This is a genomic window from Pseudomonas sp. FW305-25 (genome assembly GCF_017351415.1).
In the GTDB taxonomy this organism is placed as follows: Bacteria; Pseudomonadota; Gammaproteobacteria; order Pseudomonadales; family Pseudomonadaceae; genus Aquipseudomonas; species Aquipseudomonas chlororaphis.
Window position 1 is genome coordinate 1 of record NZ_JACNDE010000044.1, and the last position, 21628, is coordinate 21628.

Below are 21628 nucleotides of genomic sequence, written 5' to 3' on the forward strand. Positions count from 1 at the left end.
CCCCTACACGGGTGCGCAGACTCGCGGGTTCCCTGCAGCTGAGATTTCGGCAGGGATGTCCGTCTTTTCAAGGACTTAGCAATGGGGATGACAGTCAGTAAGGTCGAGCTCGGCGAGATCGTCGGTCGAGACGAGCGCACGTTGAGCCGGTGGCAGAAGGAAGGCATGCCGGTGATCGAGTTCGGCGTGGGGCGTGGCAACGAAAACCAGTACGACACCCAGGCGGTGATCGAATGGCTGATGCGCCAGGCCGCATTGAACGGCAAGAAGGAATCCACCCGCGACCGACTCGACAGGCTGCGCGGAGATCGCGAAGAACTGGCGTTGGCCAAGGACCTGGGGGAAGTCGTGATCGAAGCCGAGATGGTCGAGCGCTTCGAAGCGGTAATCACCGCGGCCAAGATCGAACTGCTGAATACCTTCCCTGATGAGCTGGCGGCAACCCTGTCCGCCCAGTACGGCGTGCAGGTAGACGACCAACTGATCCGCGATCCTATCGAATCAATACTGAGGAGGTTGTCCGCGTATGACGAGGGCGACGATCTCGCTGGGGATCCTGACGAGCCGGACGATGAGGAGGGCTCTGAGGAAGACGGCGAGTAAAGCGATGGGCCGGGTCTGCCGCAAGTGGGCGCCGCCCCCGCGCATGACAATTATCCAGTGGGCGGACAAGTTCCGCTGGCTGGCCCCTGAAGAGTCAGCCACACCAGGTAAGTACCGGTTCGACAAGACACCGCACCTGATCTGGCCCGGTGGTCCACTGGAGGCGCTGGACGATCCGAACGTTGGTGAGATCGTGGGCCGCAAGTCGGCCCAAGTGGCCTGGACGTCGGGCGTATTGGGCAATGCCCTCGGCAAGTGGATCGACCTCGACCCGTCGCCGATCCTGATCCTGTTCCCCAAGGCCGAAGCAGCCAAGCAGTATGTCGGCGAGAAGCTCGAACCGATGATTGAGGCTACGCCGCGGCTACGCAAGAAAGTAGACCTGCGCAGCCGCAAGCTGCAGCAGCGTCAGGACTTCAAACGGTTCCCCGGCGGCTTCCTCAAGATGGTCGGCTCCAACAGCCCGGCCAGTGTGAAATCGACGCCGGTTCCGCGGGTCGCCATCGAAGAGCCCGACGACTGCAACCTGAACCTGCGGGGGCAGGGGGACAGCATCAAGCTGGCCAAGGAGCGCCTCAAGACGTTCCGGCGGTCGAAGATCATCATCGGCGGCACCCCGACCATCAAAGGGCTGTCGGCGATTGATGCCGAGTTGGAACTGTCGGACAAGCGCGTGGGCCTGGTTCCGTGTCACGGCTGCGGCCAGGCGCATGCGCTGAGCTTCGACCACCTGCACTGCGATGAGGATGAGCACTACTTCCATGAGGTGTACGGCAAGCGCCGCCCGGAAACGGCGTACTACGCATGCCCTCACTGCGGCGAGATCTGGGATGACCACCAGAAGAACGCCAACCTCAAGCGTGGGCGCTGGGAGGCAACTGCCGAGTTCCGCGGCATCGCCGGCTACATCCTCAACGAGCTGTATGCCACGTTCCATGGCTCGCGTTTCGAAGTGCTGATGGAGAAGAAACTGCAGTCCGAACACGCGGCGTCGCTTGGCAACATCGGCCCGATGATCGCCTTCACCAACAGCTCGATGGGCGAGAGCTACGAGTACAAGAGCAACGCGCCGAAAACGGACGAACTGGAGAAACGCGCCGAACCCTACGCCGAGCTGACTGCCCCGAAGGGCACGCTGCTGGTCACGGTCGGTGTCGACGTCCAGGGCGATCGTCTCGCGCTGGTCATCGTGGGTTGGGGGCGAGGGGAGGAGTCCTGGCGGTTGTACTGGGGCGAGCTGCCCGGCAACCCGATCGACCCGAATGACGGGGTGTGGACCGAGCTCGACCGGATCATCGCCACGCCGATCCCCACCGAGAGCGGTGCGCAACTGGCCGTGTCGGCGGTCAGCATCGACAGCTCCGACGGCAACACCAGCGACGCGGTGTACACCTACGTGCGGGATCGCCAGCGCTTCAACATCATGGCGATCAAGGGCGCGTCCATCGACAGCCGGGACCGGGAGATCTTCACCAAGCCGGCCCAGTCGGCGGATACCAGTCAGGACAACACCAAGGCCGCCAGGTATGGCCTGCGCGTATTCATCGTCGGTACCCACAAGGCCAAGACGCTGATCGATGGCCGGATGCGCCTCAAGGGCAGCGGGCCAGGGCGCATGCACTGGTACAGCGAGATCCGCGCGGACTACTACGAGCAGGTGACCAACGAAGTCCTGGCCCCGCACGCGCGCAACCCCAGCAAGATGGTCTGGCAGAAGAAGGCCGGCCGACGCAACGAGGCACTGGACTGCGAGGTGTACGCCTTGCACGCAGCCCGCAGCCTCAAGACCCATCTGCTGCGCGACAACGAATGGGACCAGCTGGAGCAGCAACAGCTTCAGCCCACCCTCTTCACTACTGAACAGGCGGTGGCGCCGGTTCCTCGCCGGGCTGTCACGCGCGGTCGGGGCACGCGGAGTCGCGTCAGCTAACCGAGGTTCACCATGACAGATGCACAACAACGCCTCGACGAGGTCCGGGCGGCGATCTCGCGCGTCCTGAAAAACGGCCAGCGCCTGCGTCGACAAGATCGCGAGGTCCAGCTGGCCGAGCTCAACAGCTTGCGCCTGCTGGAGAAACAGTACGCCGAACAGGTCGCCCAAGAGCGGGCAGCGCTGCAGGGCCGCGGCCGCAGCCGTGTTTCCTACGTGGGGATCTGACCATGTGGCCGTTCCGTAAACAGGAGTCGGCTGCCGAGCAGCTGATGACCGAAGCGATCCGCGTGGCCAGGGCGTCGGTCGATGGGCAACAGATCGTTGCCCAGGGCGGCGGCGGTGGGGTTGAAACCCGCTGGCGCGGTGCGTCACGGGTATTGCGCAGTGTAGCCAGCTGGCTGCCTGGCCTTGGCAGCCCACGGCGCGACTTCAATCAGAACGAGCGCCGGATGCTGGTGGCGCGCTCCCGTGATGCCATGCGTAACCACCTGGTGGCCCGCGCGGCCATCACACGGCTGCGCACCAACGTCGTGGGCACGGGGCTGGTTTGCCGCGCCCAGGTCGACCATGAAGCGCTGGGCCTGACCGAAGAGGAGGCCGAACAGCTCAACGCTCAACTGGACCGGTTGTGGTCGCTGTACGCCGATGACCCGAGGGAGTGCGACGCCGAAGCGACGCTCAACCATTACCAGCTGCAAGCCCTGGTGCTGGTGTCGTCGATGGTGGCGGGAGACGTGTTCGTGGCCAGCCCGGACCAGGAGCGCCCCGGTTGCATCTTCAGTACGCGGCTGCAACTGATCGAGTCCGACCGTGTCGGCAACCCGAACGGCAGCATGGATCGGGTGGACCTGGTGGAAGGTGTCGAGTTCGACGGGCTGGGTTCGCCTGTGGCGTACCACGTGTGTTCCGGTTACCCCGGTGAGCATCTGGCGGGTAAGGCGCTGCATTGGGAGCGGCTGACCGTGTTCGGTGCTGAAACTGGGCGGCGTCGCGTGCTGCACGTCATGGCGGATAAGGAGCGGCCTGGGCAGAAGCGCGGCGCACCGTACCTGTCCCCGGTGCTGGAGCCACTGCAGAAGCTGGAGCGCTACAGCAGCGCCGAGCTGATGGCGGCCGTGATCTCGGCGATGTTCACCGTGTTCATCAAGAAGAGCAGTGACTTCAGTACCGGCAACCTGCCGATGTCGGCTCTGACTGAAGAACAGCCTGGAGGTGATGACACCTCTGACGGCACGCTCGCCCTGGGTGAGGGCGCGATCGTGGACCTCGGCGTGGGTGAGGAGCCGATGGTGGCCAACCCCGGCCGCCCAAACGCCCAGTTCGACCCGTTCTTCACCGCGGTGGTGAAGGAGATCGGCGCGGCACTGGAACTACCGTTGGAGGAGCTGCTGTTGCACTACAGCAGCAGCTACAGCGCTGCCCGTGCCGCGATGCTCCAGGCCTGGCGCTTCTACAGCTTGCGCCGCTGGTGGCTGGCCTGCGACTTCTGCCAGCCGAGCCGCGAACTGGTCATCGATGAGGCTGTGGCCAGGGGGTTAATCGACCTGCCCGGATACAACGCTCCGGCCAGGCGCAAAGCCTATTGCCAAGCCATCTGGATCGGGCCGGCGCGCGGGGCCATCGATGAGCTGAAAGAGGCCAACGCTGCCGGCAAGCGTATTGAGATCGGCGTAAGCAACGAAACGCTGGAGACAGCGGCGATGACCGGCGAGCCCTGGCAGCAGGTGATTCGTCAGCGAACCCGCGAAGTCACCTATCGCCGTGCCAACAACATGCAGGCCCTGCCCAAGAGCGGGCTTGAGTCCCCGCCTGACCCCAAACCCGAAGAGGAATAGACATGCCTCGAGCACTTGAGCTGGCGGCCTCGCAGCCCTGGCTGATGCTGCCCGACGCGCTGGACAACCTGCTGACCATCTCCGACCGCATGGGCGATCCGGTGGCACTGGCGACCAAGCGTGGCGAGCAGCTGGAGGACACCCGCAAGGTGACCATGCGCAACGGCGTGGCAGTGGTACCGGTCGTTGGACCGATCTTCCGCTACGCGAACCTGTTCACCGAGATCAGCGGTGCGACCAGCACGCAGATCCTGGCCACGGACATTCAGCGAGCGCTGGATGACCCCAAGGTCCGGTCGATCGTACTCAACATCGACAGCCCCGGTGGGGTCGCGTCGGGCATCAATGAGCTGGCCGAGATGATCTACGCCGGCCGCGCGCGCAAGCGCATCGTCGCGTACATCGGCGGGATCGGGGCCAGTGCGGCCTACTGGATCGCCTCGGCGGCCAGCGAAATTGTCATCGACGAGGCCAGCCTGGCCGGCAGCATCGGCGTCGTTGTTGAGGCGGTAGTCGAGAACGAGAAGGTGAGCGGGCGGACCCGTTACCAGATCGTCAGCCGCAATGCCCCCAACAAGCGCCCGGACCTCAACACCGAGGAAGGCCGGGCGAAGCTGGGCGAGACCATCGACGCCCTGGGCGAAGTCTTTGTGGGCAAGGTTGCCCGCAACCTCGGCGTGACTGCCGAGAAGGTACCCGAGATGGGCGATCACGGCGGGATCCGCGTCGGTGCTGATGCCGTCAAGCACGGCCTGGCCCATCGCGTGGGCTCGCTGGAATCCCTGATTACTGAACTGGCCAAGCCGGCCCTCAACTCCCCAAGGATACACACCATGACCACCGTCACTACCACGGCAGAACTGCGCACGGCGATTGCAGCTGGCACCGACCCCAACACCATCGAGATCGCTCAGGCGGCCCAGCCTGACACCGCGGCGATCCGCACCGAGGCTGCCGCCGCCGAGCGTGAGCGCATCAAGGGCATCAACGCCCTGGCCGCCAAAGGCTTCGAGAAGGAAGTCGGGGCGGCCATCGACGATGGCAGCTCTGTAGAAGCCACCGCCCTGGTGCTGTTCAAGGCGGCCCAGGACCGCGGTATCTCGCTGGCTGCCATCAAGGGCGATGCCCAAGGCGTCACCAGCACTTCCCCATCCACTGACAGCAAGCAAGCTGACCGCAAAGCCGCTGTCAGCGCCATTGTGGCCGGCGCGTCGCGCCGCTGAAGGAGAGTTTCATGAGCAACCCCGAACGCAAGACCTACCTGCCGAGCCAGCTCTCGGCGGGCGACTTCCCCATCGTGATGGACACCGGCGTTATTGCCGCTGGCCAGAAGCTGGCCCGCGGTGCGGTGCTGGGCCAGGTCACCACCACCAGTGAGTACCTGCTGTGCAAGGCCGCTGCCGAGGACGGCTCGCAGACGCCCGCGGTGATCCTCGACCAGGACGTCGACACCACCGACGGCGCCAAGAGCGCGCCGATCCGTCTGACCGGCCAGGTGCTGGGCAGCCAACTCACCTTTGGCGAGGGCCTGACCCTGGCCGCTGCGAAGGCCGCTCTGCGTCCTCTCTGCCTCTTCATTCGTTGATTGGAGCACCCATGACTGACATTTTCGACACCCTGACCATGCTGGAAGCCGTCGAGCAGATGGCGACGCCGCGGCGCTTCCTCATGAACACCTTCTTCAACGGCGGTGCTCCCGAGACCTTCGGCACTGAAACGGTCTCCATCGACATCGTGAAGGGCCAGCGCAAGATGGCGCCGTTCGTACACCCGACCCTGCCAGGCAGCGTGTCGCAGCGTACCGGCATCAACTCGTCGACCTACAAGCCGCCGTACATTCAGCCGAAGCGCGAAACCCGTGCTGAGCTGATCCTGAAGCGCGGTGCGGGCGAGAACCCATTCTCGACACGCACCCCGCTTGAGCGAGCCGGTGAGCTGCTCGGCCGTGACCTGGTGGACCTCGATGACGAGATCACTCGCCGCGAGGAGTGGATGTGCGCCCAAGCGCTGACGACCGGGCGTATCCGGGTAGTCGGCGACGGTGTGGATGACACCATCGACTTCCTCATGGAAGACACCCACAAGGTCACGCTTGCCACCGGGCGTTGGAACACAGCCGGCTCTGACCCGATCGCCAATATGCGCCAGTGGCGCCGTCTGATCGCCAAGGATTCCGGTCGATCGGCAAACGTAGCTGTGTTGAGCGCCGAGGCGCAGGATGCCTTCCAAAGCAATGAGACGGTGCTGAAACAGCTGAACAGCCGGCGCGTGGACATGGGGCTGATCAAGCCTGAAGAACTGCCGGACGGGGTGACCTACCTCGGCTACCTCAACGATCCGGGCATCGATCTGTACGTCTACGACGAGTGGTACCTGGACGCAACCGGCAACGAGCAACCGGTGATTCCGGCAGGCGGCTTGATTCTGGGTTCCACCTCGACCCGCAACGCCATGCTCTACGCGGCCGTTCAGGATCTGGAAGCCATCGAGAGCGGCCTGGTCGAAGCGGCGCGCTTCCCCAAGAGCTGGGTCACCAAGGAGCCGAGTGTGCGTTGGCTGAAGCTCCAGTCGGCTCCTCTGGCCGGCATGCTGGAACCGAATGCTTTCCTTTACGCAAAGGTGGTGTGACATGGCAGCGAAAACGGAATACGTGGTGGTAGACGGTTGTATTCAGGACGGTACCGAGGTGATCCGCCAGGGTGAGGTTTACGACCCGCCCAGCAAGGAGGTCGCCGCGCTGTTGGTGGCCGAAGGCACGATCGCTCGCCGCGGCCAGCTGCCGAAAGATGATCAGGACGGCGGTGACTGACGTGGGCTTCCGCGATCAGGTGGCGGGCATGGATGCTGCGCTACTGGAAGAGCTGGGTGATGAGGTCGAAATCGAAGGTTTCGACGAGTCGGTGAAGGGGTTCATGTCCGTGCCGTGGCAGCAGCCAAAGGTCGGCACTATCAACACCGGCCTCCGTCAACCTGTCTTCTCTGTGCGTGTGGGTGACGCGGCGGGCATCAAGGAAGGCCTGCACCTGGTCTGCGATCTTGCGCCTGCAGATGGCGGTGGACGGTACGTCATCGCCAAGCGTGACCCGGACGGTACGGGTTGGATCAATTTCGCTTTACGGGAGGTTCGATGAATGTAGGCAGCTATCACAAGCAGTCCTCCGACACCGGCCTGATCACACTGCAGGCGAACCCTCGACAGGTGAAGGGGTTCGAGCAGTTTGCCGACTTGGTGCCCAAGGCGATCAACGCAGCCCAGCGCCGGGCCATCAACAAGACCTTGCGCTGGTTGCGTACTCACGTCGCGCGTTCGGTAGGCCAGCAGGAGCGCATTGCCATCGCGGCGGTGCGGCAGCGCCTGCGGGCTTACACGGTGGGCAGCAACGGGCAGGGCAGACTCTGGTTTGGCCTCAACCCGATCGAGGCCAGCCGTGCTGGCCGGGCCAGGCAGACCCGCGCAGGTGTCTCGGTGGCGGGGCGTCGATACCAGGGCGCGTTCTATCGGCAGGTGTACGGCGGCAATCCAGACATCTGGATCCGCACGGCCAGCAAGCACTTTAGAGCGAGCGACTATCCCGAGAGCGAGGTTTCGAAAGCGGGTGGGGCCAGCTCGGGCTGGATCGCCGAGAACGACAGTCGCTTCCCGCTGGCCAAGGCCAAAATCTCGCTCGAGGCGGTGAGGCCTCACTTCGAGTCATGGACGAACAAGGCTCACCAGCGGTTGCTGGTGGGGATGGAGCAGGAGCTGAACTTCGAAATGCACAAACTCTTACGGAGAACTGGTAATGGCTGATGATCCGATCCCTCTGGCGAGGGTGTACGCCGCGATGGAGGAGGCCATAGCTCAGGCCATTCCTGGCCTGCACTACGTGGGCACGATGCCCGGAATGCTTCAAGCCATCGCCGTCCCTGGGATTGTTCTGGAGCTGTCTGGGTTCGAGCCCGCTGACTATGACCCAGGCACGGGCGAGGTAGCGATCGAGGCGCGTTTCGAGGCGCGGGCTATCGTCGGTGCCGAGCATGACGATCATCTACACGTTGCGGCGTTTATCGCTGCTCAGTTGGCGGTGCTGCTGCGTATGCAAACCTGGGGGATAGAGGTTGAGCCGGCCCAGCTGGTTCGGGCTGAACCCGACTGGAGCAGGCCAGAGCTGGACGGGCTGGCGGCTTGGGTGGTCGAGTGGACCCAGATCATCTACCTCGGTACGGAAGAGTGGCCCTGGCCCAATCAGCCGCCAGGCTCGCTTGTCTGGGGTTTTGTTCCCGACACCGGCCCAGGCAGTGAAGGCAGTTACCTGCCACCGGAGGCCATGGAGTGAGCTATGTATCGGCAATGCACGACCGCATGTTGGCCAGCCTGGTGATCCCTTGTCGGGTGGTCGCGGTCGACCTCGCCGCCGCCATGGTCCGGGTCTCGGACGGAAGCGGCTGGACCAGTGCCTGGGTGCGTTGGCACAGCCAGGCGGCGGGTAAGGCGCGTCACTGGCGGGCACCAAGCCTGAATGAGCAGGGTGTCCTGATCAGCCCGAGCGGCGAGCCCGCTCAGGGCACCTTCGTTGCGGGGTTGTACGGCAACGCCGGTGCTCAGCCGGACAACCGCGACCACGTCGAGACCTGGCGCTTCGACGATGGCGGCTCGCTGATCTACGACTGGCAGGCCAAGAGCTACACCATTCAGTTGCCCAGCGGCACGGTGACCGTCCAGGTGGGCGCCTCACAGGCGGTACTGACAGGCGAGGCCATCATGGCCAAGTCCAGCAGCATCAGTGCACAGGCCGAGACGATTACGTTGACCGGCCAAGTGACGATCAACGGTCCGCTCACGGTGACGGGCGACATTAACGGAGGTGGCCGGATCATCGACACCACCGGCAACACGCCGAACCACAAGCACTGAGGTACCTATGACTGAGAAAGACCCGCTGCCGCCGATCAATGGGGCGCATCGAAGCGTAGTTGAAAAGATGGTGGAGCACGGCATCACCGGCTTTGCCGATCACATCCGCATGCTGAGCTTTTGGCGTCGGTTGCTGGCTGGCGACAACGACCCCGAGGAAATCGCCCAGGGCCTGGCGATGGCGCTGCAAAGCGGCCGCTACATCCGCAACCCCGGCCCTGGCCGGAGCATGGCTGTCACGATCAGCATTTCGGGCAACCCTGACGCCCAGGCATTGGCCGACGCACTCAGTGGCGCGTTAGGCGTTCGCTGAGCCGCTCAAAGTAACCCGCACCACTCACCCCAGCCCGCTGATGCGGGCTTTTTAATGCCTGGAGGTTCCATGGCCAAGACACAGAAAGAAGCCGGTGAGGTCGTCGAGCCCTTACCGCAACCCAGCAAGGCAGTCACCTTCATCGACCAGGAGTACACCCGGCGCACGCTGGTCCTGCCCGATTGGCTGGTGCTCGAGGTTGTCCAGGGGCAGGTCACCCTCGCGGGCGATGATGCCCCTGGCTTGGCCTATATGCGCAACCGGGCCGACTTCAAGGAGGCCTGACCATGATCGGCATGGATCGTCGAACGGGGCAGCCGGTCTCCGGCCTGGCGCACCTGCGGCAGTCCATCGAGGACATTCTCGGTACCACCGTCGGCAGCCGGCGGATGCGTCCGGAATATGGGTGCCAGTTACGCCGCTACGTGGACTTGCCGGTGAATGAGGGTTGGAAGAGTGCGGTTCAGGCCGAAGTCGCCCGTGCTCTGGGCCGGTGGGAGCCACGGCTACGGCTGGAGCGCGTGCGCGTTGTGGCCGTTGTCGATGGGCAGATCAGCTTGCAACTGACCGGCGAGTACCTGGGTGACAGCGCAGTGATGGAGGTGAGTGTATGAGCGCAGTAGACCTATCGCAGCTCCCGGCGCCGCAGGTGTTGGAGAGCCTGGACTTCGAGGAGATTTACGGCGAAGAGTTGCAGCGCTTTCGCGAGTACATGGGCGACAAGTGGGATGCGCTGCTCGAGAGTGACCCGATCACCAAGCTCCTCGAACTGGGCGCGTTCCGCCGGATGCAGAACCGTGCACGGGTCAACGACGCTGCGAAGTCTCTGCTACTGGCATATGCAACGAAGGCTGACCTTGACCAGTTGGCCGCCAATGTGAACCTGCAGCGGTTGGTGGTGCAGGCTGAGGATTTGAACTCGGTGCCCCCGGTGGAACGGGTTCTCGAGGCCGACGATGCCCTGCGGGAGCGCGTGCAGCTGGTCTATGAGGGCCTGACCACCGCCGGCCCACGAAACAGCTACATCCTGCATGCGCGCAATGCTTCGGGACGTGTGGCAGATGCTACAGCAGAGAGCCCGGCCCCGGCCGAAGTGGTCGTGACAGTGCTGGACTTGGAGGGCACAGGGTTGGCTCCGCCTGAGCTGCTGGAGACGGTGCGTCTGCATCTTAGTGACGACGATGTACGCCCTGTTGCCGATCGGCTCACCGTCCAATCTGCACAGATCCTGACTTATCGGGTCGAGGCCCTCGTTTACATGTCAGGCACAGGACCGGAGAACGAAGCGATCCTCGCCGAATGCGAGCAGCGCTTGCGGGCCTGGGTGAACCCCAGGCGCCGCTTGGGGTTGGAGGTAGCGCGGTCAGGGGTAGACGCGCAGCTGCACATTGCTGGTGTCAGTCGGGTGGAGCTGGTGGGGTGGTCAGATATCCGTCCCACCAAAGCCCAGGCGGCCTGGTGTGAGGATATCAGCGTGACGCGGGGTAGCTGATATGAAAAGCCTACTGCCGTTGAACAGCACCCCGCTGGAGCGGGGCATTGAAGTCGCCACGGAAGAAGTGACCGAGATCCCGCTTCGGACGCTGTACAACCCCGCCACCTGCCCGGCGCACTTGCTATATCAGCTGGCCTGGGCGTGGTCGGTGGATCGCTGGGATGACAGCTGGTCCGAGGCGGTGAAGCGTTCGGCCATCGCGTCGTCGTTCTACATCCATGCACACAAAGGAACAATTGGCGCGCTGCGTCGTGTCGTTGAACCGCTGGGCTACCTGATCGAAGTGGTCGAATGGTGGCAGACCGTGCCCGAAGGCGTGCCCGGTACTTTCGCGCTGAAAGTGGGTGTCCTCGAAACCGGCATTACGGAGGAGATGTATCGGGAACTGGAGCGCCTGATCGACGACGCCAAGCCCGTGAGTCGGCAGTTGACCGGACTCGACATCATTTTAGAAAGCCGCATCGACGCCTTCGTGGGCGTGGCCATTTATGACGGCGACGAAATCGACGTGTACCCCTGGAACAATCCTGACATCGATATGGTGATCCAGGGTTACAGCGGCGTAAGCGTTTATACCCTCGACGAACTGGATATGTATCCCTATGGTTGATCAGAACACTATATTCGGCGGCATGCTGACAACGCTCGGTGCCGCCAAGAAAACCAACTGCGACGCCTTGGGCATTCCTTGGGAGCCCAAGTACATGTTGATTGGCGACGGGGGAGGGGCTGACCCCGTCCCTAGCCCGACGCAAACCAAGCTCGTTAATCAGGTCTATCGCGCCCAGCTCAATCAGCTGCGGGTTTCTCCGACTGACTCCAATGTGCTTATTGCTGAGCTGGTGTTGCCGGCTGATGTCGGTGGCTGGTGGATGCGCGAGCTGGCATTGGAAGACAAGGATGGTGTGTTTTCCGCGGTGGGCAATATGCCCCCCAGTTACAAGCCGAAGTTGGCGCAGAACTCTGGGCGCAACCAGGTAGTGCGGATGCACATCATCACCAGCGGTACGTCGAACATCCAGTTGAAAATCGACCCGTCTGTGGTGCTGGCCACCCGCGAGTACGTGGATGTCACAGTCAATGGGGTACTGCCACCGGGCAAGGTGGCAGGCACTTACCGCTCGGTCACGATTGACGAGCGTGGCGTTGTTCAGGCGGGGAGCAACCCGACCACGCTGGCGGGGTATGGCATTGCCTTTGCCAGCCAGCCGGAAGCCGAGGCGGGTACTGATACCAACAAACCCATGAGCGCTTTGCGCGTGTTTCAGGCTATTGCGGTGAAGGTGGTGCAGGCTACAGAAACCCTACTCGGTATCGCCCGGTTCGCAACGCAACAGTTGGTCAACGCCGGCGCCGATGACAGCACGATGGTTTCCCCGAAAAAGCTTGCGTCTCAGTTCCCGTTTCGCGGGCGCGCCGTTTACGCGGTGCCGGGGGTCTACACCTGGAATGTGCCGTCCGGTGTCACGAAGGCCTGGGTGCAAGTCACGGGTGGCGGTGGCGGTGGTGGCCGATCTTCGGTGGTGCCCGGTCCTTCGGGTGGCGGCGGTGGTGGGATTTCGCGCCGGCTGGTCGACCTGACCGGCATCACTCAGGTATCGATCACGGTGGGCGCTGGTGGCTTGGGGGCGATAACCGAAGGCAGTGTGGGTGGTGCGGGGGGATCATCGTCAGCAGTGGGCTTTTGTTCTGCCACTGGTGGTGATGGCGGGTATGTGAATGGCAATGCTCCGGGTAGCGGTAAAGGTTTCGGCGGTGATGAAAATGAAGCAATAGGGGCTGGTGGTGTGCCCGTTGGCAACTCAGCCAATACGACCTTCTTGGGTGGTGCGGGTGGCGGCGGTGAATCCGTTGCGGCTCGTGCGGACAACAACCCACCAAAAACCCCAGGAATGGGCGGCGGCGGCCGGGCTGACGGCCCCGCGCCAAATGGGGCAAACGGGGCGGTGACAATTCAATGGTGATGACAATGTGGGCAAGACTCGAAGGCGGTACGGTCAAGGAACTGACCCAGATTGACCCAACAGGGCGCTTCCATGAAGCGCTTATCTGGATGCCTTGCAACGCCGATACACAGGTCGGGTGGTTGCATTCAGACGGGAGCTTCAAGGCCCCGCCGGCTCCGCCGACGGTAGAGGTTGAAGCACTCGAACGAAGCTGGCGGGACGCGGCCATTGAGAGCGTTAAATGGTTGGTCGAGCGCCATCGGGGCCAATCTGAGCTGGGCCTCTCGACCACATTGGGCAGTGATCAGTACCGGGAGTTGCTGACTTACGTGCAGGAACTGCGCGACTGGCCTCAATCCCCGGGATTCCCAGCGGTTGCGGGCAGGCCTACGGTTCCTGGCTGGGTGCCCGAACAAACCTGATAACGCCCCGCACTGACGGGGCGTTTTCATTTCCACCACCCGTAATCATCACCCACCAAAGCCTCGCTCATGCGGGGCTTTTTCGTATCTGGAGACTTTAATGAGTGGCTTCTTTCACGGCGTTACCGTAACGAACGTCGATACCGGGGCGCGCACCATCGCGCTACCGTCGTCATCGATCATTGGCCTGGTCGACACCTTCACCCCTGGCCCTGACGCCAAGGCCAAAGCGAATGACCTGGTGCTGATCACCAACGAGCGCGAGGCGATCGCGGCGTTCGGCCAGAATGCCGCGATCACCAAGGCTTGCCGAGCGATTTACACCCGAGCCAAGGCAGTTATCGTCGCCTGCGGCGTGGACAAGCTGGCCGATCCTGCGGAGCAAATCTCGGCGATCATCGGCGGTGTGCTGGCCGACGGCAAGCGTACCGGTATGCAGGCACTGCTCGATGGCAAGAGTCGCTTCAACGCGCAACCGCGGTTGCTGGTGACACCGAAGTACAGCGCCACCCAGGCCGTGGGCACCGCACTGGTGGCCTTGGCGGACAAGCTGCGCGGTATCGCCATCATCGACGGCCCGAACACCACCGACGAAGCGGCCATCGCTTATGCCGGCGAGTTCGGTGCCAAGCGGGCCTTTCTGGTCGACCCCGGTGTGCAGTACTGGGACACGGACACCAGTGCGACCGTCAACGCGCCCAGCTCGGCCTATGTTGCCGGCTTGTTTGCCTGGACTGACAGCGAGTACGGCTTCTGGGCTTCACCCTCGAACAAAGAGTTTGTCGGTATCACCGGTACAACGCGCCCGGTCGAGTTTCTCGACGGTGACGAGACGTGCCGGGCGAACCTGCTGAACAACGCCAATGTGACGACCATTATTCGCGACGACGGCTACCGCCTGTGGGGCAACCGCACGCTGTCGAGTGATCCGAAGTGGGCCTTCGTCACCCGCGTGCGGACCATGGACATCGTGATGGACGCGATCCTGTACGGCCATAAGTGGGCTGTCGACCGATCGATCACTGCCACCTACGTCAACGATGTGACCGAGGGGCTGCGGGCGTTCATGCGCGACCTGAAAGCTCAGGGCGCAATCATCAACTTTGAGGTGTACGCCGACCCGGAGCTGAACACCGAGAGCCAACTGGCGCAGGGCAAGGTGTACTGGAACATCCGCTTCACCGACGTCCCGCCGGCCGAAAACCCGAACTTCCGCGTCGAGGTCACCAATCAGTGGCTGACCGAAGTCCTCGACAACAACGCCGCATAAGGAGCGTATCCGATGGCAATGATTCCCGAAACGCTGGCCAACCTGAACCTGTTCGTCGATGGCATCAGTTTCCAGGGCGATGTGCCCAGCCTGACTTTGCCCAAGCTCACCCTGAAGATGGAAGAGCATCGAGCCGGAGGCATGGATGTGCCGGTGGAACTGGACCAGGGCATGGAAAAGCAGGAGGCCGGCTTCACCACCACCGGCGTGCGCCGTGAGTCGCTGAAGTTCTTCGGCCTGGCTGACGGCACCGCCTTCAACGGCACTTTCCGCGGGGCCTACAAGGGCCTCAAGGGCAAGATCACCCCGGTCATCGTCACCCTGCGCGGGGCGTTGAAAGAGGTCGACATGGGCGACTGGAAGCCAGGTGACAAGGCCGAGATCAAGCACAACGTCGCAGTGACCTACTACAAGCTCGAGGTCGACGGACGCGTGGTCTACGAGATCGATGCTCTGGGCATGAAGCGGGTCATCAACGGTGTCGACCAGCTCGCCGAGCAACGCCGGGCCCTGGGCCTGTAACTTCACAGACAAGGACAACACTTCCATGACCAAGAAAATCCCCGCATTCCTGCAGGTCGACGTCGATCGCGTCACCGTCAAACTGAGCAAGCCAACTGAGTGCAACGGCGTCACGGTCGACACGCTGACCCTGCGGGCACCGACTGTTCGAGATATTCGCGGCGCCCAGGTCACCGCCGACGGCGATGATGAGCAGCGTGAGCTGAATCTGTTCGCCTCGCTGGCTGAAGTCAGCGTGAAGGATCTCGAAGGGCTGGCACTGAAGGACTACACCCGTCTACAGGCCGGCTATTTTCGCCTGGTGCAAGACGACGAGCTTTGACCCGCAGACCCAGAAGCAGCTGGCCAAACGGCTGGCTGCAGAGCTGGGTTTTTCGGCAGCGGAGATCTCGGTGATGTCCTGGATGGACATCGTCTGGTGGCTCACGGATTGAGCCTGTAGGAGGGTAGCGCATGGCAAAGCTGGCGATAGCGCTGGAAATCGGCGGTGCCGTTGCAGCATCGCTCGGTGCGGCATTCGGCACTGCCCAGGGACATATCAAGAAGCTCGAGGACAAGGGCAGTCGGGCCAAGGTGTTGAAGAACACCATCGGCGAAACGATCAAGCTCAGGGACGAATGGAAGAAGGCCCATGACAGTGGGTCGTCAGCAGCATCCGGTCTGCTGCGTCGCTTGGAAGGCAATCTCGATGCCCTGAAGAAACAGGGCGTCGAGGTCGGGCGCCTTGCTCGGGAGTACCAGCGCCTTGGGCGCGAAGCGAAGGCAGCAGATCTGCAGCAGAAGGGACGGCAGCAGATCGATGCGGGCAAGTCTTCGCTGAAGTCGAACATCGGCGCCGCGGTTGTCGGCGTAGGCATGGCCGCAGTCCCGACGAAGATCAGCGCGGATTACCAGGCCGTGATCCGTGACATTGCGATCAAGGCCGACGTGGCCAACAAACCCGAGGAGGCCCAGCTGACCAGGACGGTCATCGATACGGCCAAGGACACGGGCATGTCGCGCAACGACGTTGCCGACCTGGTCAACCAGCTCGTCGGTGCCGGTATGGAACTGGACAAGGCGCTGGCCTATGCCCCTACCGCCGCCAAGTTCGCGGTCGGGCAGGGTGCCAGTGGCGTCGATACGGCATCGATGATCATGGCGCTGCAGCAGAACGCCAAGATCACCGACCCCAAGGTCATGCAGCAGGCGCTCGAGGCCATCGCGTACCAAGGCCAGGCGGGCAGTTTTGAGGCCAGTGACATGGCCCGCTGGTTCCCGCAGCTGTTGGCCGGTATGGAGAAGAGCGGCAGCACGGGGCTAGAGGCAGTGACGTCTCTGGGGTCGATGCTGCAAGTGCAGATGAAAACTGCCGGCAGCTCGGATGAAGCGGCGAACAACTTCAAGAACTGGATCGAGAAGATTGGCTCTGGTGAGGTAGTCGATGCCTACAAGAAAGCTGGCATCGACTACCAAGCCTCGCTGAACACCGGCATCCAGAAGGGCATGTCGACGATCGAATCGTCGATGGCCCTGGCCCTGAAGTATGTCGAGGCCACGGACCCGGCCAAGGCGAAAAAGATCAAGGATGCCCAGGCCGGTGTCAGCAAGGAAGCTGACCCGGAGAAGGCCAGGGCTGCCCTGGATGCGTTGGAGAAGTCCCTGCGTACCGGGGACTTGTTCGCGGACATGCAGGTCAAGGCGGCGCTCACGGCCTATGCGCAGAACAGGGGCTTGTACACCCAACTGAAGAACGACTCGACCAATGCCACCGGGATTCTGGATAAGAACCTGGCCGAGCGGCGCGAGACGTCGTCGCAGATCTGGAAGGAGACGCTGCAGTCGGTCGATGACAGCATGCGCAGTGTCGGCGACGCCATCCGGCCGGTGACGGACAAAGTCGGGCAGGGCATCAACTTTGTGGCCCGCAAACTGACGGAGCTGTCGGACAAGGCGCCGGGCGTAGTGATGGGCATTGCCGGCATCACTGCTGGTATCGGTGCGCTGCTCACGCTGTACAGCACGGCGAAGATCGGGCGCGGCGTTTGGAATGTTGCGCGTGGCCATCGCTTGGGACGCGGTGCTGCTGGCGGTGGCGGTGTTCCTCAGACCGGCAACAAGGCGGTGGATGCTGGCCTTGGTGTGCTTGGCAAAGTGTTTGGCGGAGCTGCTGCAAACGATGGTGGTGGCGTGCTCGGCAATGAGCCGCAGCGAGTCTTTGTCGTCAATGCCAGGGATCTCGGCGGGGTGGGTTCTTCGGTTGGTGCTGCAGAGCCAGGCGGCCGGCGCCGCCGCAGGCAGCGAAGGGGGCGCGGTGGTGCGGCGACGCGCAGGTCCCCTGCTGCAAGTTCAGTCGGGCGGGTGGTGCGTGGAGGTGCTTCGACCGGATTGGTGGCCGCGAGCGCGGCTGCGGATGCGACTCAGGTCGGACGGATGGGGCGGGTGCTGGGTACGGTCGGCAAGGCTTCCAAGTTCGTTGGCAAACTGCCGGGCGGGAAAGTGCTCGATGCCGGCATGACCCTGGTCGACACGGCCCTCAACGCGAAAACCCAGGACGAGAAAGCCGAAGGCTACGGCACTGCGGCGGGCGGTTTGGCCGGTGCCCTGGCGGGTGGTGCTGTAGGGGCGGCGATTGGCTCGGTCGTGCCGATCATTGGTACCGCCATCGGGGGTGCCATTGGTGCAGCCTTCGGCGGTATGGGCGGGGAGGGCATAGGTGGTTGGCTCGGTAAGAAGCTGTTCGGCGAGGACGAGCAGTTGGCCAAGGCCGACAAGGACAAGGGCGCGGCGCCTGGGGACGTGGCTCGCTCGATTGGAGCCGCAGCGCCGGCACCGACAGCTCCGGTGGTCGCCCAGGCGCTCGAACAGGCCAAGCCCAAGTCCGATCCGCCCAAAGTCGACCAGCAGTTCTCCTACATGCCGAATATGCCGATCACCATTCAAGGCGATGCCAAGGATCCGCAACAGTTGTTCCGCTCGCTCGAGGGATTCATCCGCAATAGCTGGGATACCTGGTCGCGGGAAAACCTTGCTCGGCAGGCTGCTGGGCAACTCTTCGACGAACCCCATGTTTAAGGAGGTGCCATGGCCTACATGGAGTCTATGCAGTCGACGCTGTCTTCATTGATTGCCGCGGGGGAGGCTGGCCGTACTAGCCTCGACGGCATGCTCGGGCCGCTGACCGGTGCTGTAAGCGATATGACGGGGGCTGCAGCCGAGCTGGAGGGCTTGCCGATCATTGGCCCGGCCCTTGGCCAGAAACTGCAGCGCACAATGCGGGCGATCAGCGCAGCCCAATCCACCGTGGGGCGGGTGGCTTCCACCTACAGCCAGGTGGTCAGCGGTGCCACGGCGGTACAAGACCGACTCGGTTCGCTGAAGGAGCAGGCCGGAAAGGCATCGGCGGCAATCAACCGGATAGCCGGCCAGGTCAGCCCGTCGTTGGCCAACATCCTGCCAACCAGCGCGCTTGCCTCGCTGGCGACGCCGGCGGCCGAGGCGATCAAACCCTTCCCGCATCTGCTCATCCTGCAGCCGCTCGATGCCAAACAGCAGCCGTATTACTTCAACCTGGACACCGCCGCGTTCGACGAGCTGCGGCGGCAGACGGCAGCGCGCTGGGCTGGCCAGGAGCGCCTGACGCGGGATATCGCACAGCAGGCGGTGGGGCAGGGCGAGGACAAGATCACGTTGAAGGGCGTGATCTATCCCGGCTTCAAGGGAGGGATCAAGCAGTTGGACACCCTTCGCGCCATCGTCCGCCGGTTGCAGCCCGTCAGCCTGGTTACGGGCTATGGCGATGTGCTCGGCACCTGGTGTCTGTTGAGCATCGATGAAGAGCAGGGCGCGTTGTTGGCTGGCGGCATCCCACGCAAGCAGGGTTTCTCACTGGAGTTCGTGAAGTATGGCAACGACATGCAGAACGTCTGAGGGGGATCTGCTCGACACCCTGTGCTACCAGCACTACGGGCACCTTAACGGCACGGTCGAGTGGGTGCTGCAGGAGAATCCGGGTCTGGCTGATGAGCCGCAGCCCTACCGCACCGGGGTGGTGATCGTGCTACCCGACCTTGCGGCGCCATCGATCGAAACCATCGAGCTGTGGGGGTAACCCCCCAGCCCTCAACGAGCCCCGCCTAGTGCGGGGCTCTTTCATTCTGGAGTGCCTATGCAACCTACCTTTCGCATCGTCGCTGATGGCGCGGACATCACGGCGCTGATCAATGACCGGTTGTTGCTGCTGAGAACAACCGACAAGCCTGGGATGGACTCCGACGAGTTCGAGCTGCGGATCGATGACCGTGATGCAGCGGTTGCCTTACCCGCCCGAGGGGCGCGGATCGAGGTCTACCTGGGCTATGCGGGGCAGGCGCTGGCCCGCCTCGGGCGGTACACCGTCGATGAGATCGAAGTCTCCGCGCCGCCACGCACGATGGTCATCCGGGGCAAGGCCAGCGACATGCGTGGCAGCGGCAAGACCACGCGCAGCGGCAACTGGGAGGGCGTGCCGCTGTCGCAGATCGTCCGCGACATTGCGGCTCGCAATGGCTGGGCACCGGCCTGCCCCGTGCAGACCAAGGTCGACCGCGTCGACCAGCGTAACGAGTCGGACTTCAACTTCATCACCCGCCTGGCCAGGCAATACGACTGCACCGCGAAAGTCGCGGACGGCAAGCTGCTGGTCCTGCCCCGTGAAGCTAGCCAGGGTGCCAGCGGCAAGGCCTTTGGCGTGGTCACTATCACGCCGGCGGACGTGAGCCGGTGGCAGTTCCGTCTCGGTGACCGCAGCGCACAGAAGGCCGTGAAGACCCAGCATCAGGACAAAAAGAGCGGGAAGTTGGTGGTGGTCGAGCTGGGTAATGACGACGCCCCATCGGGGCTGCCGGGCGTGCACACCGATCGACACATCTACCCGAACAAGTCCGCAGCCGAACAGGCGGCCAAAGCAAAGCTCGCAGCGTTCAACCGCACCACTGCCAGCGTGCGCTTGCAGATGCCCGGGCGCACCGACCTGTTCGCCGAGCGCTTGATCAATGCCCAGGGTTTCAAGGTGGGTCTGGATGGTCAGTACCTGGTCGACAGCGTCGAGCAGACCTTCGATGCCTCCGGCTGGTCGACCGCGGTGGAGTGCAACGGCGGCAAGAAGGGCAAGGCGAAGGCCAAGGGCAAGAAAAAGAAATCCGACAAGCCACTGAAGGTGGTCGATGTGAAACCGGCCTGAGTGGCCAAAACTGGAGATTCAAGATGACTGTCACTCTCAAGCAGCTGCAACAGATCCTCCCCAACGCCGGCACCCAAGCCGGCGTTTTTCTTCCTGTACTGAATGCGGCGATGGTGAAGTGGGGCATCGTCACCCCGCTGCGCAAGCGTGCGTTCCTGGCCCAGGTCGGCCATGAGTCTGGCCAGTTGCGCTACGTCCGTGAACTGGGCGGCGATCAGTACCTGGCCAAGTACGACACCGGCAAGCTCGCTGCGCAGTTGGGCAACACGCTCGAAGCCGACGGCGACGGCCAAAAGTATCGCGGCCGTGGCCTGATTCAGGTGACTGGCCGCACCAACTACCAGCATTGCGGTGAAGCACTGGGCCTCGATCTGCTCAACCATCCCGAGTTGCTCGAGCGGCCAGAGCACGCTGCCGACTCGGCCGGCTGGTTCTGGCACCAGGCCGGCCTCAACTCACTGGCCGACAAGGGGCCGGCGGCGTTCGAGGCCATCACCCGACGGATCAACGGCGGACTCAACGGGCTGGACGATCGTCTGGCGATCTACAAGCGCGCTGAGCAGGTGCTGATGTGAATGTGCTGAACTGGCGGCTTGCTGGCTTGATGTTGTTGTTGGGGTTGGCTTTGGGTGGCCGGGGTGGCTGGATCCTGCAGGACTGGCGCTACGGAAAGCAGTTGGAGCTACAAGCCCGGCTGCAGGCGGAAAGCTTCAATCAGCTGAATCTGGCCGCAGCTGCTCGGCAGCGTGAAGAACAAGACAAACGCCTGGCCCTGGAGCAGCAGCTGCTGGCCAGTGATCAAACCCATTACCGAGTTTTAAGCGATGCACAACGTGATCAAGGTCGCCTGCGTGACCGTCTTGCCACTGCTGATCTGCGCCTGTCAGTCCTCCTCGACGCTGCCGATGCCAGCAGCGGATGTGCAGTGCCTGCCACCACCACCGCCGGCGGCGTGGTTCATGGAGCCGCACGCGGCCGGCTTGACCCAGCGCATGCTCAACGAATTATCGGAATCACCAACGACGGCGATCAAGGACTGATCGCCCTGGCGGCCTGTCAGGCCTACGCCAGAAAAGTATCTACACAGAAGTGAAAAGGAGCGGCCGGTCTGGATGCGTCAACATCCACCCCGGCCGCCGTCCCTGCAGATTGCCCCTGCAAGTCCAGCCAAGGCTCCTGCTCCGTGCACAAAGCG

The 21628-nt window shown here is 63.2% G+C and carries 28 protein-coding genes; all 28 read left to right on the forward strand.

The window, feature by feature from the left end; genetic code table 11:
- Positions 1–81 precede the first annotated feature (81 nt).
- Positions 82–603: a terminase small subunit gene (locus J4E58_RS27845; protein ID WP_087091436.1), complete on the forward strand. Its 522-nt coding sequence runs from the start codon at positions 82–84 to the stop codon at positions 601–603.
- A 43-nt stretch (positions 604–646) separates the two neighbouring features.
- Complete coding sequence (locus J4E58_RS27850) at positions 647–2533, forward strand: phage terminase large subunit family protein (protein WP_172963052.1); 1887 nt, start codon at positions 647–649, stop codon at positions 2531–2533.
- Positions 2534–2545: 12 nt separating this feature from the next.
- The gene (locus J4E58_RS27855; RefSeq protein WP_087091438.1) at positions 2546–2761 is read left to right on the forward strand and encodes a hypothetical protein; all 216 of its coding nucleotides are present in this window, start codon (positions 2546–2548) and stop codon (positions 2759–2761) included.
- A 2-nt stretch (positions 2762–2763) separates the two neighbouring features.
- The gene (locus tag J4E58_RS27860) at positions 2764–4371 is read left to right on the forward strand and encodes a phage portal protein (RefSeq protein ID WP_087091439.1); all 1608 of its coding nucleotides are present in this window, start codon (positions 2764–2766) and stop codon (positions 4369–4371) included.
- Positions 4372–4373: 2 nt separating this feature from the next.
- On the forward strand, positions 4374–5594 hold the full coding sequence (locus J4E58_RS27865; RefSeq protein WP_087091440.1) for a S49 family peptidase: 1221 nt from the start codon (positions 4374–4376) through the stop codon (positions 5592–5594).
- Between the two features lie 11 nt (positions 5595–5605).
- Positions 5606–5956 carry a head decoration protein gene (locus tag J4E58_RS27870; RefSeq protein ID WP_009047514.1) on the forward strand — a complete coding sequence of 117 codons (351 nt, stop codon included), beginning with the start codon at positions 5606–5608 and terminating at the stop codon, positions 5954–5956.
- An 11-nt stretch (positions 5957–5967) separates the two neighbouring features.
- A complete protein-coding gene (locus J4E58_RS27875) occupies positions 5968–6999 on the forward strand; it encodes a major capsid protein (protein ID WP_087091441.1) in 1032 nt (343 codons plus the stop codon).
- Position 7000: 1 nt separating this feature from the next.
- A complete protein-coding gene (locus tag J4E58_RS27880) occupies positions 7001–7180 on the forward strand; it encodes a hypothetical protein (RefSeq protein ID WP_087091442.1) in 180 nt (59 codons plus the stop codon).
- Complete coding sequence (locus J4E58_RS27885) at positions 7173–7502, forward strand: hypothetical protein (RefSeq protein WP_256583206.1); 330 nt, start codon at positions 7173–7175, stop codon at positions 7500–7502. The genes J4E58_RS27880 and J4E58_RS27885 overlap by 8 nt, the downstream gene beginning before the upstream one ends.
- A complete protein-coding gene (locus tag J4E58_RS27890; protein WP_087091443.1) occupies positions 7499–8161 on the forward strand; it encodes a hypothetical protein in 663 nt (220 codons plus the stop codon). Before J4E58_RS27885 ends, J4E58_RS27890 begins: the two co-directional genes overlap by 4 nt.
- A complete protein-coding gene (locus J4E58_RS27895) occupies positions 8154–8687 on the forward strand; it encodes a hypothetical protein (protein WP_087091444.1) in 534 nt (177 codons plus the stop codon). The genes J4E58_RS27890 and J4E58_RS27895 overlap by 8 nt, the downstream gene beginning before the upstream one ends.
- Positions 8684–9265 carry a phage baseplate assembly protein V gene (locus tag J4E58_RS27900; protein WP_087091445.1) on the forward strand — a complete coding sequence of 194 codons (582 nt, stop codon included), beginning with the start codon at positions 8684–8686 and terminating at the stop codon, positions 9263–9265. Before J4E58_RS27895 ends, J4E58_RS27900 begins: the two co-directional genes overlap by 4 nt.
- A 7-nt stretch (positions 9266–9272) precedes the next feature.
- Positions 9273–9578 (forward strand): hypothetical protein, encoded by a 306-nt coding sequence (locus J4E58_RS27905; RefSeq protein ID WP_087091446.1) that lies wholly within the window; start codon positions 9273–9275, stop codon positions 9576–9578.
- A 69-nt stretch (positions 9579–9647) separates the two neighbouring features.
- Positions 9648–9863 carry a hypothetical protein gene (locus J4E58_RS27910; RefSeq protein WP_087091447.1) on the forward strand — a complete coding sequence of 72 codons (216 nt, stop codon included), beginning with the start codon at positions 9648–9650 and terminating at the stop codon, positions 9861–9863.
- A gap of 2 nt (positions 9864–9865) precedes the next feature.
- Positions 9866–10192, forward strand: a complete 327-nt coding sequence (locus J4E58_RS27915; RefSeq protein ID WP_009047523.1) for a GPW/gp25 family protein — start codon at positions 9866–9868, stop codon at positions 10190–10192.
- On the forward strand, positions 10189–11070 hold the full coding sequence (locus J4E58_RS27920) for a baseplate J/gp47 family protein (RefSeq protein ID WP_087091448.1): 882 nt from the start codon (positions 10189–10191) through the stop codon (positions 11068–11070). The genes J4E58_RS27915 and J4E58_RS27920 overlap by 4 nt, the downstream gene beginning before the upstream one ends.
- Before the next feature lies 1 nt (position 11071).
- A complete protein-coding gene (locus tag J4E58_RS27925) occupies positions 11072–11683 on the forward strand; it encodes a phage tail protein I (protein ID WP_087091449.1) in 612 nt (203 codons plus the stop codon).
- Positions 11676–13037 (forward strand): phage tail protein, encoded by a 1362-nt coding sequence (locus J4E58_RS32070; protein ID WP_087091450.1) that lies wholly within the window; start codon positions 11676–11678, stop codon positions 13035–13037. Before J4E58_RS27925 ends, J4E58_RS32070 begins: the two co-directional genes overlap by 8 nt.
- 89 nt (positions 13038–13126) lie before the next feature.
- Positions 13127–13441: a phage tail assembly chaperone gene (locus J4E58_RS27935; protein WP_256583209.1), complete on the forward strand. Its 315-nt coding sequence runs from the start codon at positions 13127–13129 to the stop codon at positions 13439–13441.
- Positions 13442–13541: 100 nt separating this feature from the next.
- Entirely contained in the window at positions 13542–14711 is a 1170-nt protein-coding gene (locus tag J4E58_RS27940; RefSeq protein ID WP_087091452.1) for a phage tail sheath family protein, read from the forward strand.
- Between the two features lie 12 nt (positions 14712–14723).
- Complete coding sequence (locus J4E58_RS27945) at positions 14724–15233, forward strand: phage major tail tube protein (protein WP_087091453.1); 510 nt, start codon at positions 14724–14726, stop codon at positions 15231–15233.
- A 25-nt stretch (positions 15234–15258) separates the two neighbouring features.
- Complete coding sequence (locus J4E58_RS27950; protein ID WP_087091454.1) at positions 15259–15555, forward strand: phage tail assembly protein; 297 nt, start codon at positions 15259–15261, stop codon at positions 15553–15555.
- A 131-nt stretch (positions 15556–15686) separates the two neighbouring features.
- On the forward strand, positions 15687–18287 hold the full coding sequence (locus J4E58_RS27955) for a phage tail tape measure protein (RefSeq protein WP_087091455.1): 2601 nt from the start codon (positions 15687–15689) through the stop codon (positions 18285–18287).
- Positions 18288–18296: 9 nt separating this feature from the next.
- Positions 18297–19142: a phage tail protein gene (locus tag J4E58_RS27960; protein ID WP_087091456.1), complete on the forward strand. Its 846-nt coding sequence runs from the start codon at positions 18297–18299 to the stop codon at positions 19140–19142.
- Entirely contained in the window at positions 19117–19323 is a 207-nt protein-coding gene (locus J4E58_RS27965) for a tail protein X (protein WP_087091457.1), read from the forward strand. The genes J4E58_RS27960 and J4E58_RS27965 overlap by 26 nt, the downstream gene beginning before the upstream one ends.
- Before the next feature lie 57 nt (positions 19324–19380).
- Positions 19381–20433, forward strand: a complete 1053-nt coding sequence (locus J4E58_RS27970) for a phage late control D family protein (RefSeq protein ID WP_087091458.1) — start codon at positions 19381–19383, stop codon at positions 20431–20433.
- 23 nt (positions 20434–20456) lie between these two features.
- Positions 20457–21008 carry a glycoside hydrolase family 19 protein gene (locus J4E58_RS27975; RefSeq protein ID WP_087091459.1) on the forward strand — a complete coding sequence of 184 codons (552 nt, stop codon included), beginning with the start codon at positions 20457–20459 and terminating at the stop codon, positions 21006–21008.
- A 29-nt stretch (positions 21009–21037) separates the two neighbouring features.
- A complete protein-coding gene (locus tag J4E58_RS27980) occupies positions 21038–21526 on the forward strand; it encodes a lysis system i-spanin subunit Rz (protein WP_087091486.1) in 489 nt (162 codons plus the stop codon).
- The last annotated feature ends 102 nt before the right edge of the window (positions 21527–21628 follow it).

Excerpts from the sequence above, each read along its gene's own strand:
- J4E58_RS27880 (WP_087091442.1), top strand. The coding sequence starts at position 7,001 with ATGGCAGCGAAAACGGAATACGTGGTGGTAGACGGTTGTATTCAGGAC.
- J4E58_RS27955 (WP_087091455.1), top strand. The coding sequence starts at position 15,687 with ATGGCAAAGCTGGCGATAGCGCTGGAAATCGGCGGTGCCGTTGCAGCA.
- J4E58_RS27965 (WP_087091457.1), top strand. The coding sequence starts at position 19,117 with ATGGCAACGACATGCAGAACGTCTGAGGGGGATCTGCTCGACACCCTG.
- J4E58_RS27975 (WP_087091459.1), top strand. The coding sequence starts at position 20,457 with ATGACTGTCACTCTCAAGCAGCTGCAACAGATCCTCCCCAACGCCGGC.
- J4E58_RS27915 (WP_009047523.1), top strand. The coding sequence starts at position 9,866 with ATGATCGGCATGGATCGTCGAACGGGGCAGCCGGTCTCCGGCCTGGCG.
- J4E58_RS27970 (WP_087091458.1), top strand. The coding sequence starts at position 19,381 with ATGCAACCTACCTTTCGCATCGTCGCTGATGGCGCGGACATCACGGCG.
- J4E58_RS27950 (WP_087091454.1), top strand. The coding sequence starts at position 15,259 with ATGACCAAGAAAATCCCCGCATTCCTGCAGGTCGACGTCGATCGCGTC.
- J4E58_RS27875 (WP_087091441.1), top strand. The coding sequence starts at position 5,968 with ATGACTGACATTTTCGACACCCTGACCATGCTGGAAGCCGTCGAGCAG.
- J4E58_RS27850 (WP_172963052.1), top strand. The coding sequence starts at position 647 with ATGACAATTATCCAGTGGGCGGACAAGTTCCGCTGGCTGGCCCCTGAA.
- J4E58_RS27980 (WP_087091486.1), top strand. The coding sequence starts at position 21,038 with ATGTTGTTGTTGGGGTTGGCTTTGGGTGGCCGGGGTGGCTGGATCCTG.
- J4E58_RS27895 (WP_087091444.1), top strand. The coding sequence starts at position 8,154 with ATGGCTGATGATCCGATCCCTCTGGCGAGGGTGTACGCCGCGATGGAG.
- J4E58_RS27855 (WP_087091438.1), top strand. The coding sequence starts at position 2,546 with ATGACAGATGCACAACAACGCCTCGACGAGGTCCGGGCGGCGATCTCG.
- J4E58_RS27905 (WP_087091446.1), top strand. The coding sequence starts at position 9,273 with ATGACTGAGAAAGACCCGCTGCCGCCGATCAATGGGGCGCATCGAAGC.
- J4E58_RS27925 (WP_087091449.1), top strand. The coding sequence starts at position 11,072 with ATGAAAAGCCTACTGCCGTTGAACAGCACCCCGCTGGAGCGGGGCATT.
- J4E58_RS27860 (WP_087091439.1), top strand. The coding sequence starts at position 2,764 with ATGTGGCCGTTCCGTAAACAGGAGTCGGCTGCCGAGCAGCTGATGACC.
- J4E58_RS27910 (WP_087091447.1), top strand. The coding sequence starts at position 9,648 with ATGGCCAAGACACAGAAAGAAGCCGGTGAGGTCGTCGAGCCCTTACCG.
- J4E58_RS27945 (WP_087091453.1), top strand. The coding sequence starts at position 14,724 with ATGGCAATGATTCCCGAAACGCTGGCCAACCTGAACCTGTTCGTCGAT.
- J4E58_RS27865 (WP_087091440.1), top strand. The coding sequence starts at position 4,374 with ATGCCTCGAGCACTTGAGCTGGCGGCCTCGCAGCCCTGGCTGATGCTG.
- J4E58_RS27920 (WP_087091448.1), top strand. The coding sequence starts at position 10,189 with ATGAGCGCAGTAGACCTATCGCAGCTCCCGGCGCCGCAGGTGTTGGAG.
- J4E58_RS27940 (WP_087091452.1), top strand. The coding sequence starts at position 13,542 with ATGAGTGGCTTCTTTCACGGCGTTACCGTAACGAACGTCGATACCGGG.
- J4E58_RS27870 (WP_009047514.1), top strand. The coding sequence starts at position 5,606 with ATGAGCAACCCCGAACGCAAGACCTACCTGCCGAGCCAGCTCTCGGCG.
- J4E58_RS27960 (WP_087091456.1), top strand. The coding sequence starts at position 18,297 with ATGGCCTACATGGAGTCTATGCAGTCGACGCTGTCTTCATTGATTGCC.
- J4E58_RS32070 (WP_087091450.1), top strand. The coding sequence starts at position 11,676 with ATGGTTGATCAGAACACTATATTCGGCGGCATGCTGACAACGCTCGGT.
- J4E58_RS27845 (WP_087091436.1), top strand. The coding sequence starts at position 82 with ATGGGGATGACAGTCAGTAAGGTCGAGCTCGGCGAGATCGTCGGTCGA.
- J4E58_RS27935 (WP_256583209.1), top strand. The coding sequence starts at position 13,127 with ATGCCTTGCAACGCCGATACACAGGTCGGGTGGTTGCATTCAGACGGG.
- J4E58_RS27890 (WP_087091443.1), top strand. The coding sequence starts at position 7,499 with ATGAATGTAGGCAGCTATCACAAGCAGTCCTCCGACACCGGCCTGATC.